Annotated in this window: 10 protein-coding genes; 6 read left to right on the forward strand and 4 right to left on the reverse strand. The window is 70.1% G+C overall.

Annotation, left to right across the window (positions count from 1 at the left end; translation table 11 throughout):
• Window positions 1–66: 66 nt before the first annotated feature.
• The 3 genes from Q7J39_RS13755 (at window position 67) to Q7J39_RS13765 (ending at window position 4,023) form a co-directional block, all read left to right on the forward strand.
• Window positions 67–1,620 carry a Do family serine endopeptidase gene (locus Q7J39_RS13755; protein WP_304825961.1) on the forward strand — a complete coding sequence of 518 codons (1,554 nt, stop codon included), beginning with the start codon at window positions 67–69 and terminating at the stop codon, window positions 1,618–1,620.
• A gap of 27 nt (window positions 1,621–1,647) precedes the next feature.
• Window positions 1,648–2,319 (forward strand): response regulator transcription factor, encoded by a 672-nt coding sequence (locus Q7J39_RS13760; protein WP_304825964.1) that lies wholly within the window; start codon window positions 1,648–1,650, stop codon window positions 2,317–2,319.
• Window positions 2,320–2,619: 300 nt separating this feature from the next.
• Window positions 2,620–4,023 carry a HAMP domain-containing sensor histidine kinase gene (locus Q7J39_RS13765; protein WP_304825967.1) on the forward strand — a complete coding sequence of 468 codons (1,404 nt, stop codon included), beginning with the start codon at window positions 2,620–2,622 and terminating at the stop codon, window positions 4,021–4,023.
• Window positions 4,024–4,029: 6 nt separating this feature from the next.
• Here Q7J39_RS13765 and Q7J39_RS13770 read toward each other — a convergent pair whose 3' ends face one another.
• On the reverse strand, window positions 4,030–4,428 hold the full coding sequence (locus Q7J39_RS13770; protein WP_304825970.1) for a GFA family protein: 399 nt from the start codon (window positions 4,426–4,428) through the stop codon (window positions 4,030–4,032).
• A gap of 211 nt (window positions 4,429–4,639) precedes the next feature.
• Between Q7J39_RS13770 and Q7J39_RS13775 the strand changes: the two genes are divergently transcribed.
• The gene (locus Q7J39_RS13775) at window positions 4,640–5,959 is read left to right on the forward strand and encodes a cytochrome P450 (RefSeq protein ID WP_304825973.1); all 1,320 of its coding nucleotides are present in this window, start codon (window positions 4,640–4,642) and stop codon (window positions 5,957–5,959) included.
• A 48-nt stretch (window positions 5,960–6,007) separates the two neighbouring features.
• Here the strand turns inward: Q7J39_RS13775 and Q7J39_RS13780 are convergent, their stop codons facing one another.
• The 3 genes from Q7J39_RS13780 to Q7J39_RS13790 all read right to left on the reverse strand — a co-directional run bounded on the left by Q7J39_RS13780 (window position 6,008) and on the right by Q7J39_RS13790 (window position 10,591).
• Complete coding sequence (locus Q7J39_RS13780) at window positions 6,008–7,864, reverse strand: hypothetical protein (protein WP_304825976.1); 1,857 nt, start codon at window positions 7,862–7,864, stop codon at window positions 6,008–6,010.
• 166 nt (window positions 7,865–8,030) lie between these two features.
• Complete coding sequence (locus Q7J39_RS13785; protein WP_304825978.1) at window positions 8,031–9,425, reverse strand: serine hydrolase; 1,395 nt, start codon at window positions 9,423–9,425, stop codon at window positions 8,031–8,033.
• 59 nt (window positions 9,426–9,484) lie between these two features.
• The gene (locus Q7J39_RS13790; RefSeq protein ID WP_304825981.1) at window positions 9,485–10,591 is read right to left on the reverse strand and encodes an AraC family transcriptional regulator; all 1,107 of its coding nucleotides are present in this window, start codon (window positions 10,589–10,591) and stop codon (window positions 9,485–9,487) included.
• Window positions 10,592–10,705: 114 nt separating this feature from the next.
• Here Q7J39_RS13790 and Q7J39_RS13795 point away from each other — a divergent pair, with 114 nt between their 5' ends.
• Window positions 10,706–11,083 carry a VOC family protein gene (locus tag Q7J39_RS13795; protein WP_304825984.1) on the forward strand — a complete coding sequence of 126 codons (378 nt, stop codon included), beginning with the start codon at window positions 10,706–10,708 and terminating at the stop codon, window positions 11,081–11,083.
• A 144-nt stretch (window positions 11,084–11,227) separates the two neighbouring features.
• Window positions 11,228–14,125 (forward strand): bifunctional [glutamine synthetase] adenylyltransferase/[glutamine synthetase]-adenylyl-L-tyrosine phosphorylase, encoded by a 2,898-nt coding sequence (locus Q7J39_RS13800; protein ID WP_304825987.1) that lies wholly within the window; start codon window positions 11,228–11,230, stop codon window positions 14,123–14,125.
• Window positions 14,126–14,165: the final 40 nt, after the last annotated feature.

The following is a 14,165-nucleotide window of genomic DNA, read 5'->3' on the forward strand; positions in this document are numbered from 1 at the left end:
GCTCTAAGGCATCGAACCTAGGTTTGTTGGAGCCCGGTACGGGTCCACAGGAAAATTGAAGGCATTATGACCTCGAAGAAGAACGGCTACCTCTGGGGCGCCATCGCCGGCGTCAGCATCGCCACCGCCGCTGTCGCCGGCGCCGGTGTCGGCAAGCCCGACGCCACCCTCGACCGCTCGATGCTGCTGAAGGCCTCCACCGCCCCGATCTTCGCCCCGCCCCCCGGCGCGCCGTTGTCCTTCGCCGACATCTTCGAGAAAGTGTCTCCGGCGGTGGTCTCCATCAACGTCACCTCCAAGGTCGACGCCGCGTCCCTGCGCCGCCAGATCCCCGGCCTGCCCTTCGACATCGTGCCGCGTGGCGTCCCGGACGGCGATGACGAGGACGAGGGCGGCAAGACCGAGAAGGGCCAGCCCCGACTGCCGACCCAACAGTCCTCCGGCTCGGGCTTCTTCATCTCGGCGGACGGCTACATCGTCACCAACAACCACGTCGTGGAGAACGCCGACGAGATCAAGGTCGTGCTCAAGGACGAGCGCGAGCTGGACGCCGTCGTGGTGGGCCGCGACGAGGGCACCGACCTGGCGGTCCTCAAGGTCAAGGGCGGAAACTTCCCGTTCGTGAACTTTGAGAATTCCGCCAAGCCCCGCGTCGGCGACTGGGTGATCACCGTCGGCAACCCCTTCGGCCTGGGCGGCACCGCCACGGCCGGGATCATCTCGGCCTATGGCCGCGACATTGGCGAGACCTTCGTCGACTACATCCAGATCGACGCCCCCATCAACCGGGGCAATTCCGGTGGCCCGACCTTCGACGTCTATGGCCGGGTGATCGGGGTCAACACCGCGATCTTCTCCCCCTCGGGCGGTTCGGTGGGCATCGGCTTCGCCATCCCCGCCGACGTGGCCGACGCCACCACCAAGCAGCTGATCTCCGGCGGCAAGATCACCCGGGGCTATATCGGCGCCTCGATCCAGAACTTCACCACCGAGATGGCCGACGCCCTCGACATGCCCGGCCAGAAGGGCGCCATCGTCGCCGACCTGGTCCCCGGCGGCCCCTCCGCCAAGGCCGGCCTGATGCCGGGCGACGTGGTGGTTGCCGTCAACGGCGTCACCGTGAAGACCTCCTCGGAACTGACCCGCGAAGTCGCCAAGGCCCGCGCCGGCGACACCCTGCGCGTCGAGGTTCTCCGCGACGGCAAGCGCAGGACCGTCGACATCCGCTCGGGCGTCCGTCCGACCGAAAAGGAGCTGGCCGCCAACGACAATTCCGGCAGCCCGCGCAGCGGCGGCGGGACCACCGGCCCGTCGGTGCAGCTTCCCGCCGTGCTCGGCCTGAAGCTGACCCCGCTGGATGAGGCGGCCCGCACCCGCCTGAATATCGACACCCCTCTGCGCGGCGTCGTGGTGGACAGCGTCGACCAGTCGTCGGACGCCGCCCAGCGCGGTCTGCGCAAGAACGACGTCATCACGGTGGCCGGTGGCCGTCCGGTGACCTCCGCGTCGGAGTTCTCCAGCGCTGTCGACGCCGCGAAAAAGAGCGGCCGGCCCAGCATCCTGATCGGCGTCTACCGCGCCGGCCGGACCACCTTCCTGCCGCTCAAGGTTTCCGGCTAGTCTGCGGAAACTGATTTGGGGGTTGCGATGCGGATTCTGATCGTCGAGGACGACCTTGAAGCGGCCGAGGCCATGGATCGCGGCCTCACCGAGGGCGGCCACGCCTGTGTCCGCGCCGCCGACGGGGAGGCGGGCCTTACCGCGGCCCGCGGCGGCGAGTTCGACGTGATGATCGTCGACCGCATGATGCCCAAGATGGACGGGGTCACCCTGGTGGAGACTATCCGCCGCGAGGGTGACCAGACCCCGGTGCTGTTCCTTTCGGCCCTGGGCGAGATCAACGACCGCGTCGCGGGCCTCCAGGCCGGCGGCGACGACTACCTGGTCAAGCCCTACGCCTTCGCGGAGCTCAGCGCCCGGGTCCAGGCCCTGTCGCGCCGCCGCGAGACCGGCTCGGTCCAGACCCTGCTGCGGGTCGGCGAGCTGGAGATGGACCTCATCGGCCGCTCCGTGCACCGCCAGGGCAAGGAGATCGACCTCCAGCCCCGCGAATTCCAGCTGCTGGAATTCCTGATGCGCCACGCCGGCCAGTCGGTGACCCGCACCATGCTGTTGGAGAAGGTCTGGGAATACCACTTCGACCCCCAGACCAACGTCATCGACGTCCACGTCTCGCGCCTGCGCTCCAAGATCGACAAGGGCTTCGACCGGGCCATGCTGCAGACCGTCCGCGGGGCGGGCTACCGCCTGGAGCCGTAGGGTCGGACTTCTGCAATGACCTGCGCCGCCCCTCCAACCGCTCATCCCGGCGAAGGCCGGGACCCAGATTCACTCTCCGAAGTTCGGTCTGATCCTCCGTTCGTGTGGTTCGTGTGGTTCGTGGTCCCAATTCGTCAGGCGTTAGGGCCGCGAGGCCCATCAAGATTGTCCACGAACCACACGAACAGCCTGGCGCCTCTCAATCGGACACAGCGCGACCCCTCATCAGACGCGCCTTCGCGCGCCACCTTCTCCCGCAAGGGGAGAGTCACGGAACTGGCCACCTAGATGTCCCCCGGCATGCGCCTTCCGCGGCTGTTCCGGACGACGCCCTTCCGGCTGACCCTGTTGTTCCTGGCCCTGTTCGGGGCCGCGGCCAGCGCCTTCCTGGCCTATATCTACGTCGCCACCGCCGGCGAGGCGACGCGGCGCACCGACCAGGACATCACCCGTGAGATGAGTTCGCTGATCGCCGCCTATGACCGGGCCGGGGTCGACGCCGTCAACCAGTCGCTGATCGAGCGCGCCGCCAGCGAGCGGCCCTTCCTCTATCTGCTGATGAAGCCGGACGGCACCCGCATCTCCGGCTCCATCGCCGAGTCGCCGCTGGAGGACATCAACGCCGTTCCGGCCCGCGCCAGCTTCTCGGTCACCGATCTCGATGCCCAGGGCCGCCCCATCAAGCACCCGGCCCGCGGCTTCCAGGAGCATCTGAAGGGCGGCGAGATCCTGTTCGTCGGGGCCGACGTCTCCGAGGACCAGGCCTATGTGGGCAAGATCGTCAACGCCCTGCGCGGCGCGGGCACCCTTGTGGTCGTCCTGGGCCTGCTGGGCGGGGTGCTGGTCAGCCGCAATGTCAGCCGCTCCATGGCCGGTCTCACCGACGTGGTCGCCGCGGTGCGCAACGGTGACCTCGGCGCGCGGGCCAAGGTGCGCGGAACCCGCGACGAGTTCGACGAACTGGCCGAGGGCCTCAACGAGATGCTCGACCGGCTGGAGCGCTCCATGGCCGGCCACCGCCATGCCGGCGACGCCATCGCCCACGACCTGCGCTCACCGCTCACCCGTCTGCGAGCCCGGCTGGAGGTGGCCTATCTCGACGTCGAGGCCGGCAAGGGTGATCCGGAACAGGCGCTGGGCCAGGCGCTGGAAGACACCGACGGGGTGCTGAAGACCTTCGGCGCGGTCCTGGCCATCGCCCGGCTGCAGGCCGCCGGCTCCGCGCCCGATCAGATCCTCTTCGACCCCGCCCAGCTCGCCGCCGACATCGCCGAGCTCTACGAACCCCTGTGCGAGGACGCCGGCCTCGACTTCAAGGCCGAGATGGCCGAGGGGCTGCAGGCCCGCGGCAACCAGGAGTTCCTGGCCCAGGCGCTCGCCAACCTGCTCGACAACGCCGTGAAATATACCCCCTCCGGCGGCGCCATCATGCTGCGCGTGCGCCGCCGCTCGTCGGGCGAGATCGAGTTCTCCATCACCGACACCGGCCCCGGCGTGCCCGAGGAAGACCGCCCCCGCGTCGTCGAACGCTTCGTCCGCCTGGAAAACAGCCGCAGCCAACCCGGCGCCGGCCTCGGCCTCTCCCTGGTGGGCGCCGTCGCCGAGGCCCACGGCGGGCGGCTGGAGCTGGCGGAGGGGCCGGGCAAGGTCGGCGAGATCGGCCCGGGGCTCAGGGTGGCGCTGATCCTGCCAAGGGCGGGGTAGGGCGCCCTACCGCGACCGCTCATCGAAATAGCGGACATCGGGTTCGTCCCGGTCCCAGTCGGCCCGGGAGGCGCAGAACAGGTGGGTGCGAACGCCCCGGCCGAGCGGCGTGTCGAGGCTGCCCGCCGTGACATAGATGTTCGTCTCGTCGGTCTCGGCCGGGAGCGGGGCGCCGCAGGTCCGGCAGCGGGTGATCGAATAGCCGGACGGCAGGGCGAAGGTGACCTCGTGATCCTCCCCCCGCACCCAGCGAAACCGGTCCCGCGGGACGATGAGGATCGAATTGCCGCTCGAGCCCGAGGCCTTGCGGCATCGCGAGCAATGGCAGACCCAGACGGCGTCGATCTCGCCCTCGATCTCGTAGGCCCTCGCGCCACAAAGGCAGCTGCCTGCTCGTACGGTCATTCGCCCCTGCCGCTCTCGCCAATCCTCAGGAGAGACAGAAGCGCCAACGCCGCCGTGATGCAACGCCGCTGACCGCCCCGCTCACCGTGAACCCCGCGGGCCAGCAGAAAATGACGCCCCCGTCAGGATAGCGCTTGCCGAACGCTGTTCAAGCAGGGAGACCTGGCGCCAACGGGTCTTCAGAGACCTGGCCCAAGCGAGGAACACCGCCATGAGCGAGAGCGCCACCCGGGACGCCGCCACCGTCAAGACCGCCCGTGACGAGGTCTATTCCCTGCCGATCGAGAGCCTCAACGTGGCGAACGCGGCCCTCTTCAAATCCGACGCCATCTGGCCCTACTTCGAGCGCCTGCGCGCCGAGGACCCCGTCCACTGGCAGCCGGCCAGCGACTTCGAGCCCCACTGGGCGGTCACCCGCTACAACGACATCATGGCGGTCGACACCAACCACGCGGTGTTCTCCTCCGAAGGGGGCATCAGCCTCGGTCCGAGCGAAGAGATGATCGCCAAGCTGGTGGCCAGCGGCGCCCAGATGACCGGCGGCGCCTTCGGCGGCGGCGCGGGGCCGACCATGTTCATCGCCATGGACCCGCCCAAGCACGACGAGCAGCGCAAGACCGTCAGCCCGGCGGTCTCGCCGCACAACCTGAAGATCATGGAGCCCCTGATCCGCGAGCGGGCCGGGATGATCCTCGACAGCCTGCCGATCGGCGAGCCCTTCGACTGGGTCGACAAGGTCTCGATGGAACTGACGGCCATGACGCTGGCCACCCTGTTCGGCATGCCGCAGGAGGACCGTCGCAAGCTGACCCGCTGGTCGGACACGGTGATGTCGCGGCCCGGCGACGGCGTCGTCGATAGCTGGGAGGAAAAGCGCGCCGAAATGGGCGCCTATGCCGGCTACTTCCTGAACCTGTGGAACGAGCGCAAGGCCAACCCCATCGAGGGCGACATGGTCTCCATGCTGGCCCATGGCGAGGCCACCAAGGACATGAACCAGTTCGAGTACCTGGGGAACATCATCCTGCTGACCATTGGCGGCAACGACACCACCCGCAACACGATCTCCGGTTCGGTCTACGCCCTGAATAAGTATCCCGATCAGTACGCCAAGCTGCGCGCCAATCCCGACCTCATCCCCTCGATGGTCTCGGAGACCATCCGCTGGCAGACCCCGCTGGCCCACATGAAGCGGGTGGCCACCCAGGACTACGAACTGGGCGGCAAGACCATCAAGAAGGGCGACAATGTCGTCATGTGGTACGTCTCCGGCAACCGCGACGACACGGTGATCGACCGGCCCAACGACTACCTCATCGACCGCGAGCGCCCGCGCCAGCACCTGTCCTTCGGTTTCGGCGTCCACCGCTGCGTCGGCAACCGCCTGGCCGAGCTCCAGCTGAAGATCATCTGGGAAGAGATCCTGGCGCGCTTCCCCGAGATCAAGGTCCTGGAAGAGCCCCAGCGGGTCCCGTCGACCTTCGTCAAGGGCTACAAGTCCATGCAGGTGATGATCCCGCGCAAGCTGTAGAGCGACCGAGCCGTCGGGCTGGGCCGCCCGACATCGGCCTGCCGTTTCTCAAAACGGTCGGGCCTCGCGTACGGAAGGTGGGCCCTGATCCGTCCTGCCCAGGAACACGAAGGCGCCCTCTGACTTTCCGTTCCGGCGATAGGCCACCGCCACCTTGGCGCCGGGCTGCTCGCGCGCCAGCCAGGCGTCGAGGGAGGCCTGGTTGTCGGGCATCCAGCTGCTGATGCCGAGCATCCTCGCCACGGCCAGATTGCCGAGTTGGTCGCCCGGCTTCAGCCCGGCCAGGGCGGCCGGGCCGGCAGGATCGACCGTCCGGATCAACGCCACGCCCTTGCTGAAGGTGACGGTCAGGCCGAGATAGGCGCCCCCGGCGCCCGGTTGGGCCGCGGCGGGCGGCGCGGGCCGTCCGGCCAGTCCGCCCAGGAGTCCGCCCAGGCGTCCGCCCGTCGCCGCGCCCGGGGCGGGCGACTTGAGTTGGGCGGCGGCAGCGGCGGGGGCTGGAGCGGGGGCCGGGGCCGGCGCCGCGGTCATCATCCGGCCGGCCGCGTCCAGGGCGTCGGCGCGCAACTCAAAGGAGTTATTGAAACCCGCATTGTGGACCCGGACGATATAGGCGCCGGCGGGCAGATCGACCGTCTTGCTGGCGGTTCTCTGTATCGGCGCCCATTCGTCCCAACTGATCCGCATGAATTCCTGATTTTGCATGTTCTGGATCAGGAGGAAAAACTTGGCCAGGCTCAGGGGGCGGGTGTTGGTCAGGGTGAAGCGAACCCGCGTCTTTTCCCGTAAATCGAGCCGGAACGCCTTGTAGCGGTCGTCAACATTGTCGCCGCAGTCCGCCGTGCTGATCGCCGACCTGAGCGGCGCGCCCAGCCGCAGGTCACCGTCCTTCGGCGCCTGAGCCCCATTGGCCAGCTTGCAGCGATTGCCCAGCCGCGCCTGGCCCTCCTCAAAGCGCCGCTGCATGAAATTGTCGCTCATCGCCTGCAGCGACCCGCCGAGTTCCATGATCTGCGGCGCGGCGGCGGCGAGGGCTTCGTTCTGCCTTTGGCGCGCGGCTTCGGCATTGGCCATTTGCTGGCGAAGGCGTTCCTGGTCCTGGGCTCGCCGCTGCTGTTCCAGCACCTTGTCGGCGGCGATCGCCCGGTCGCCCCGCTCGGCGGCGCTCAGGGGCCGTTGCGCGGGTGCGCCAGGGGCGCGGGGACCGGGGGCCTGGGCCTGCGGCGCGGCCCCGCCGGGGGCGCGCGTGGGCGGAGGCGCAGCGGATTTCGCCGCTTGGGCCTGCTTGGCGTCAGCCAGACGCTTGGCCTCGGCCGCCTGCCGCCCGCGGTCTTCCGACCGCAGCCGGGCCTCCAGCGCGAAGTCGCGCACCGGGCCCCCGGGAGCGACGTCGAGGGTCAGGGTGTTGAGGAAATTGGTCACCTGCTGGGGTGTCGGCTTGGGACCCAGCCAATGCGTCAGCACCCCCAGCTGGATCAACTGCCCCGTGTAGCAGCCGAGGCCGAGCGCGGGCCCGGCGGCGTTGTCCGCCACCGGGCCGATGACCTCCGACCCTAGTCGCTTCGCCGTGCCGCTGAGTTTGATGCTGGAGGGCTGGGGCGTGCCCCCACGCGCCTCATAGGTCTTGCCGCCCATCAGATAGACGTCGCTGGCCTGGGCGCTGCCGGCGACCAGGCCGTAGGCGATGTGCAACTCGCCGAAACAGTTGAGGAAGGCATACTGGAGCGCCACCGACCCGCCGGTATAGCCATCGCCCCCGACCGGCGGCCCGAACGGCACGCGGGCTTGGCGCGGGGTGGACGACTGGGCGTTCGCCGCCTCGGCGCCGCCCAGCAAAAGCGCCAGTCCCGCCGTCAGTGCAACCACCACGGCGGCGAGCCGGTGGCCCCCCTCTGATACAGCCATCCAGGGGCCCCCACGCCTCGTACAGACCTCGACCTTAACACGGACCGAAGGGCTGTCGATCCGCCGGCGCCCTCACCGGGAGCGGCCGTGGGTGTCGCCTTCGCCCAGGCGCCAGGCCACATTCCCTAGGCGATAGCCCTGCCGTCGCGGGGCCGAGCGGCCTCGGTCACCGGGTCGCCATCCGGACGTCGGCGACCAGTCGGTTCATCTGGCCGATGTACTCCGTGGGGGTGTGGGAGATCCCCAGGCGGACCACCACCAGGCGGGCCTGGGGCACGACGACGATGAATTGCCCGAGGCTGCCGCGCGCCATGAACGAGTCGGCGCCCATGCCGGCGCGCCGCTGGGCCGGCAGGCCGGTGATCCCGCGGTTGGTCCAGAAGCCCGCGCCGTATCCGAACCCCTCGCTGCCAGGGGTCAGCCGGGCGGAATAGTCGACCCAGCCCTCCGGCAGGATGCGCTCGCCGCCCACCAGCCCGTCGTCGGCATAGAGCGCGCCGAACCGGGCCCAGTCCCGCGCCGTGGCCCACATGTGGCTAGCGCCGATCGGGGTTCCCACCGCGTCGAGTTCCAGGACCGGCCGGGTCATGCCCAGCTTGTCGAACAGCTGGGCGTGGGCGAAGCGTGTCACCGACGCGCCGTCGCCGCCGGCTGCGTCGCGGATGATGGCCGACAGCAGCAGGGTGTTGCCGTTGCTGTACTGGAACTTGGCCCCGGGGGCGGCCTCCACGGGCGCCGCCCGCGCCATCGCCGCCATGTCGTCGCGGGCGAACACCATCTGGGCGGTGGGGTCGAAGGCGGTCGTCCAGTTCTGGCTGAGCGAGCTGCCGAACTTCAGGCCGCTGGCCATACGCAGCAGGCTGTCGGGGGTGATCGCGTGGCGCGGGTCGGCGACGCCGCTCCAGGCCGGGACCGGCGCGGGCTGATCCATCTTCAGGCGACCCTGCTGGACCAGGACCCCCAGCAGGGCGTTTGTCACCGACTTGGTCATGGACCAGCCGTGCAGGGGCGTGTCGGGGCCGATCCCCGGGGCGTAGCGTTCGGCGATCACCTTGCCGTCCTTGAGGATGACCACGGCCTTGGTGAAGTCTCGGGGCCCTTCGTCAGGCTCGGCGAAGGCGCGGTCGAGGGCGGCCGCCAGCGCGGGGTCGGTGGGGGTCACCACGCCATCGCCGGCGATGGGCGGCGCCAGGGCCGGGGCGGGAGCCGGCAACACCACCGGGGCCGCGACCTTGCCCTTGGCGATCAGGCAGCCCTCCACGCCGCGATGGACGGCGACGGCCTTGAAGGGGCCGAGGCTGGCGGTGACCTCACCCCTGGCGTGGTCGATGCTGTGGCGCTCCAGCGACTTCAGGAACGACAGGTCAGGAACCAGCGCCTCGCGGAAGTAGCGCTCGGGCTCAAGGCCGGCGACGAACACCGCCGAGCAGAGCTGATGGCTGACCAGGGCCGGAGCGACCGCCAGGGCGCGGTCGGGACGCAGGCTTCCGCAGCCCCCGAGACTGGGGGCGAGCGCCACGGCGAGGGCAAGCGGGGTGAGCCGGGGGGATAGGAAAGGCATGGGAGCTCCAGGTCTGCGGGCCATCCGCCCACCGGGTCTGGAGCGTCGCGATCAGCCGCTCACGCCGAGTTTGGAATTCGGCCAGCCGATCCTGAAATCGATGGCGCGTCCCCGGCGCCGAGCGCCTGGCGCCGGTAGGCGGTGGGGGTCGTGTCGGTGGCGGCGCGGAAGGCGCGGTTGAACGGGCCCAGGGAATTGAACCCGGCGTCGAGGGCGATGGTGAGGATCGGGACCTCCGCCTGGGCCGGGTCGGCCAGGGCGGCCAGGGTCTCAGCGATGCGGAAGCTGTTGAGATAGGCGTTGAAGTTGCGGAAGCCGAGCCCCTGGTTGATGGCCTTACGCAGCCGGTGCTCCGGCGCGCCCAGACTGTGGGCCAAGGCCCCGATGGTCAGCGCCTCCTGCCGATAGGCGCGATCGGTCTTCATCGCCCGGTCCAGGGCGGCGATCAGCCGGGGATCGACGGGCTCGGGCTCGGCCGCCGGGCGCGCGGGCGCCGTCCCGGGGAACAGGGCACGCCCCCCCGCCACCCCCAGCAGGGCCCAGGCGACTCCGAGCGCGATGGCGGCAAGGCCTGCGGCGCCCACCAGGCTCGCCAGGGCCGGGGAGGCTTCCTGGGCGCCCATCAGGTTGGAGACGGCGGTGAGCGCGATGAAGCCGGCCGAGGCGGCGACGATCATCACCCGCACCCGGCGGCGCGGCTCCACCAGGTCGTCCCGGTACGAGCCGATCGTCTGGGCCGTGGCCAGCACCGCGAAGCCCAGGGCGGCCAGGGTCAGGACATCGTCGATGCCGTTCTGCGTGGGCCACCGGGCGGGATGCAGCACCAGGGCGCACAGCACCGGCAGACCCACCATGGTCGCCCACAGCGCGCCGTGCCGGGGCTTCAACCGGAAGCCGTCGTCGAACAGGGCGCGGGCGAACAGCCAGAACACCACGTTGTTGCCGGTGGCCAGCGCCATCAGCGGTATGTCCCATCCCACCGGGGGCCGGTGGAACCCGGCGGAGGAGGTGATGGCGAAGATCGCCCCGCCCATGGCGAAGGCCGCCCCCAGTCTGGCGCCCGTCGTTCGGCCATGGTCGCGCAGCATCAGCCCGCCGATCAGCAGCAGCAACAGGCCCGCGCCGCTTCGGAGCGCGATATCGAGGCTGTGGACGGCGGCGGTCATGGCGCTTGGGTAATGCAGGTTCGGCGCCGACCCAAGAGGCTTTGGATGCCGGGCGGACCGCCTTAGATGTGGGGCAGGGGGCGCCGAACCCGATGACAAAGGAGTTTGCCGGACATGATCGCCTACACGACGCTCGGCGTGAACGACATGGCCAGGGCCACGGCCTTCTACGACGCGGTGTTCGCGCCGCTCGGGGCGGTGCGCGACACCACCAGCGAGACCTGGACCGGCTACGTCCGGGCCGGGGACCGGGGGCGGTTCTTCCTCACCCGCCCCTTTGACGGCCAGCCCGCCACCGCCGGCAACGGGGTGATGCTCTCGTTCCTGGCGGTCGACCGCGCCGCCATCGACGCCTTCCACGCCGCCGCCTTGGCGGCGGGCGGCTCGGACGAAGGCCCGCCCGGCGTTCGCGAAGGCATGAACCCGGTCTTCTACGCCGCCTATGTCCGCGACCCCGACGGCAACAAGCTCTGCGCCTTCGTCCGGAAGTGACACTTGGCGGGACCCTGACGGTCACCTGTCGGCCTTCGTGGGCCGCTCTCGCCCGCCGCAATCCCTTGTCCCTCAAGACTCCGCGGCCATGTGCGGGCCGTTAAACAGCCTTGTCTTCCATCCGTGGCCACCGACAATGCGCCGATGACTCGCCTGATCGATGGCCTGACCCCCTGCGGCCCCGTCGCCGACCCCAAGGCCGCCGAGCGCGCCCTCACCGTCGTCCGCGCCGCCGCCGAGGAGGGCGGCTGGGCCGAGCTGCTGGCGCGGGCCTGGCCGGCCCTGGCCCCGGTCTTCGGCGCGTCGGCCTACCTCACCAGCCTGGCGCGGCGCGACCTACCCCGCCTGCGCGACCTGCTGCAGGCCGACCCCGACGCCCGGTTCACCGACCTGCTGGCCCGCACCGCCGCCCTCTCCGACCTCAGCTACGAGGCCGCCAAGGTCGGCCTGCGCAAGCTCAAGGCAGAGGCCCATCTGCTCATCGCCCTGGCCGATCTGGGCGGGGTCTGGGACCTGGACGCGGTCACCGGCGCCCTGGCCCGCTTCGCCGACGCGGCCCTGATCACCGCCCTCACCGTCGCCGCCCGCAGCGAGGTCGAGGCCGGCCGCCAGACCGCGGTGGGGCAGGGCGCCGCCGGGCCTGTCCCCGGCTATTTCTGCATCGCCATGGGCAAGCACGGCGCCTATGAACTCAACTATTCCAGCGACATAGACATCAACGTCTTCTACGAGCCCGACGCCCTGCCGCTGGTCGAAGGCGTTGAGTCCCAAGGCTTCGCGGTCCGCCTGACCAACAAGCTATCGGAGTTGATGCAGGACAAGACCGGCGACGGCTACGTGTTCCGCACCGACCTGCGCCTGCGCCCCGACCCCTCCTCGACGCCGCTCGCCGTGCCCGTCGCCGCGGCCATGGACTACTACGAGAGCGTCGGCCAGAACTGGGAGCGGGCGGCCTTCATCAAGGCCCGCGCCTGCGCCGGCGACATCCCTCGAGGCGACGCCTTCCTGGCGGAGCTGATCCCCTTCATCTGGCGCAAGAACCTCGACTTCGCGGCCATCGCCGACATCCACTCCATCAAGCGCCAGATCCACGTCCACAAGGTCGACGACCGCCTGCAGGCCAAGGGCATGGACCTGAAGCTGGGGCGGGGCGGCATCCGCGAGATCGAGTTCTACGTCCAGACCCAGCAACTGATCCTGGGCGGCCGCCACCCAGACCTGCGCTCCCCCCGCACCCTGGACGCCCTGGCCGCCCTCTTCGCCGCCGGCCATGTCGCGCCCAAGGCCGCCGAGGAGATGACGGAGGCCTATGGCGTGCTGCGCGCCATCGAGCACCGCATCCAGATGCTGGCCGATGAGCAGACCCACAAGCTCCCGGAGTCCGACATTGAGCGCGGCCGGGTCGCGGCGCTGGCCGGCTATCCCCGGCTCAAGGCCTTCGACACCGCCATCGAGAAGACGCTGAAGAGCGTCAACCGCCGCTATGGCGAGCTGTTCCCCGACGAGGAGCAACTCTCGTCGCGTTTCGGCAGCCTGATCTTCACCGGCGTCGACGACGACCCCGAGACCCTGGCGACCCTAGCCCGCATGGGGTTCTCGCAGCCCGCCAAGGTCTCCCAGACGATCCGCGGCTGGCACCACGGCCACATCTCGGCCACCCGCACCGAACGGGGCCGCGAGCTCTTCACCCGTCTGGCCCCGCGCCTGCTGGAGGCCGCCAACGCCACCGGCGCGCCCGACATGGCCTTCCACCGCTTCAGCGACTTCTTCGGCAAGCTGTCGTCGGGGGTGCAGCTCCAGTCCCTGTTCCTGGCCCAACCGCAGCTGTTCGAGTTGATCGTCCAGGTGATGGCCTATGCGCCGCGCCTGGCCAACACCCTGGCCCGGCGCCCCGCGGCGCTCGACGCCATGCTCGACGGCGACTTCTTCTCCGATATCGCCATCGAGGAGGACCGCCGGATGATGGCCGCCGCCGTGGCCCGCGCCGAGGGCTTCGAGGGCGCGATGGACGCCGTGCGCCGGGTGCATCGCGAGCAGGCCTTCCGCATCGGGGTCCAGGTGATGAGCGGCTCGGCCACCGCCGAGATTGCCGGCCGCGCCTTCGCCGACCTGGCGGACCTCTGCATCGACACCCTGGCCCCGGTGTCGCTGACCGAGGCCGAGCGCCTGGGCGGGACCTTCCCCGGTCAGGTCGCTGTCGTGGCGCTGGGCAAGTGCGGGTCTCGCGAGATGAGCGCCGGCTCCGACCTCGACCTGATGACCGTCTACCGCGCCGATGATCCCGCCGCCGCCTCGTCGGTGAAGGAGTGGAGCGCCGACGTCTTCTACGGCCGCTTCACCCAACGTCTGATCGCGGCGCTCTCGACGCCGACCGGCGAGGGGGAACTCTACGAGGTGGACATGCAACTCCGGCCCTCCGGCACCAAGGGCCCGGTGGCGGTGAGCTTCCCGGCCTTCGAGGACTATTACGACCGCGAGGCGGAGACCTGGGAACTGCTGGCCCTGACCCGCGCCCGGGTCGTCTGGGCCAGCTCGCCCGTCTTCGCCAAGGCTGTGAGCGAGGCCATCGACGGCGCCCTTCGCCGGCCGCGGGAGGCGGCCAGGACGGTGGCCGAGGTGCGCGAGATGCGCCAGCTGCTGGAACAGGAGCGGCCGCCCAAGGGCGACTGGGACCTGAAGCTCTCCCCCGGCGGGTTGGTGGACATCGAGTTCGCCGCCCAGTTCCTGCAGCTGGTCCACGCGCCGGACGGCGGTCCGCTCTCGCCCAACACCGCCGAAGCGCTCGACGCGGTCCTTGCGGCGGGTCTGGCTGACAAGCAGCCCCTGGCCGATCTCCAGGAAGCCTGGCGGCTGCAGCAGAACCTGACCCAGTTGCTCAAGGTGGCCCTGCCCGACGGCGAGGATCCCGGCGAGGAACCCAAGGCCTTCAAGGCCCTGCTGGCTCGGGCCGGCGGCGTGAAGGACTTCAAGGGCCTGCGCGCCAAGCTGGCCCGCGCGCGGGCCGCGGCACGGCGGGCCTATGACATCATTGTGCAAACTTGAGCGACGGAGATAGGCGCCCGGACCGTTGAATTGATGACGG

The organism is Phenylobacterium sp. (assembly GCF_030651185.1).
Taxonomy (GTDB): Bacteria; Pseudomonadota; Alphaproteobacteria; order Caulobacterales; family Caulobacteraceae; genus Phenylobacterium.

What these genes read in the sequence shown, in the direction of transcription:
- Q7J39_RS13755 (WP_304825961.1), top strand. Translation starts at nt 67, where the DNA reads ATGACCTCGAAGAAGAACGGCTACCTCTGGGGCGCCATCGCCGGCGTC.
- Q7J39_RS13760 (WP_304825964.1), top strand. Translation starts at nt 1,648, where the DNA reads ATGCGGATTCTGATCGTCGAGGACGACCTTGAAGCGGCCGAGGCCATG.
- Q7J39_RS13765 (WP_304825967.1), top strand. Translation starts at nt 2,620, where the DNA reads ATGCGCCTTCCGCGGCTGTTCCGGACGACGCCCTTCCGGCTGACCCTG.
- Q7J39_RS13770 (WP_304825970.1), bottom strand. Translation starts at nt 4,428, where the DNA reads ATGACCGTACGAGCAGGCAGCTGCCTTTGTGGCGCGAGGGCCTACGAG.
- Q7J39_RS13775 (WP_304825973.1), top strand. Translation starts at nt 4,640, where the DNA reads ATGAGCGAGAGCGCCACCCGGGACGCCGCCACCGTCAAGACCGCCCGT.
- Q7J39_RS13780 (WP_304825976.1), bottom strand. Translation starts at nt 7,864, where the DNA reads ATGGCTGTATCAGAGGGGGGCCACCGGCTCGCCGCCGTGGTGGTTGCA.
- Q7J39_RS13785 (WP_304825978.1), bottom strand. Translation starts at nt 9,425, where the DNA reads ATGCCTTTCCTATCCCCCCGGCTCACCCCGCTTGCCCTCGCCGTGGCG.
- Q7J39_RS13790 (WP_304825981.1), bottom strand. Translation starts at nt 10,591, where the DNA reads ATGACCGCCGCCGTCCACAGCCTCGATATCGCGCTCCGAAGCGGCGCG.
- Q7J39_RS13795 (WP_304825984.1), top strand. Translation starts at nt 10,706, where the DNA reads ATGATCGCCTACACGACGCTCGGCGTGAACGACATGGCCAGGGCCACG.
- Q7J39_RS13800 (WP_304825987.1), top strand. Translation starts at nt 11,228, where the DNA reads ATGACTCGCCTGATCGATGGCCTGACCCCCTGCGGCCCCGTCGCCGAC.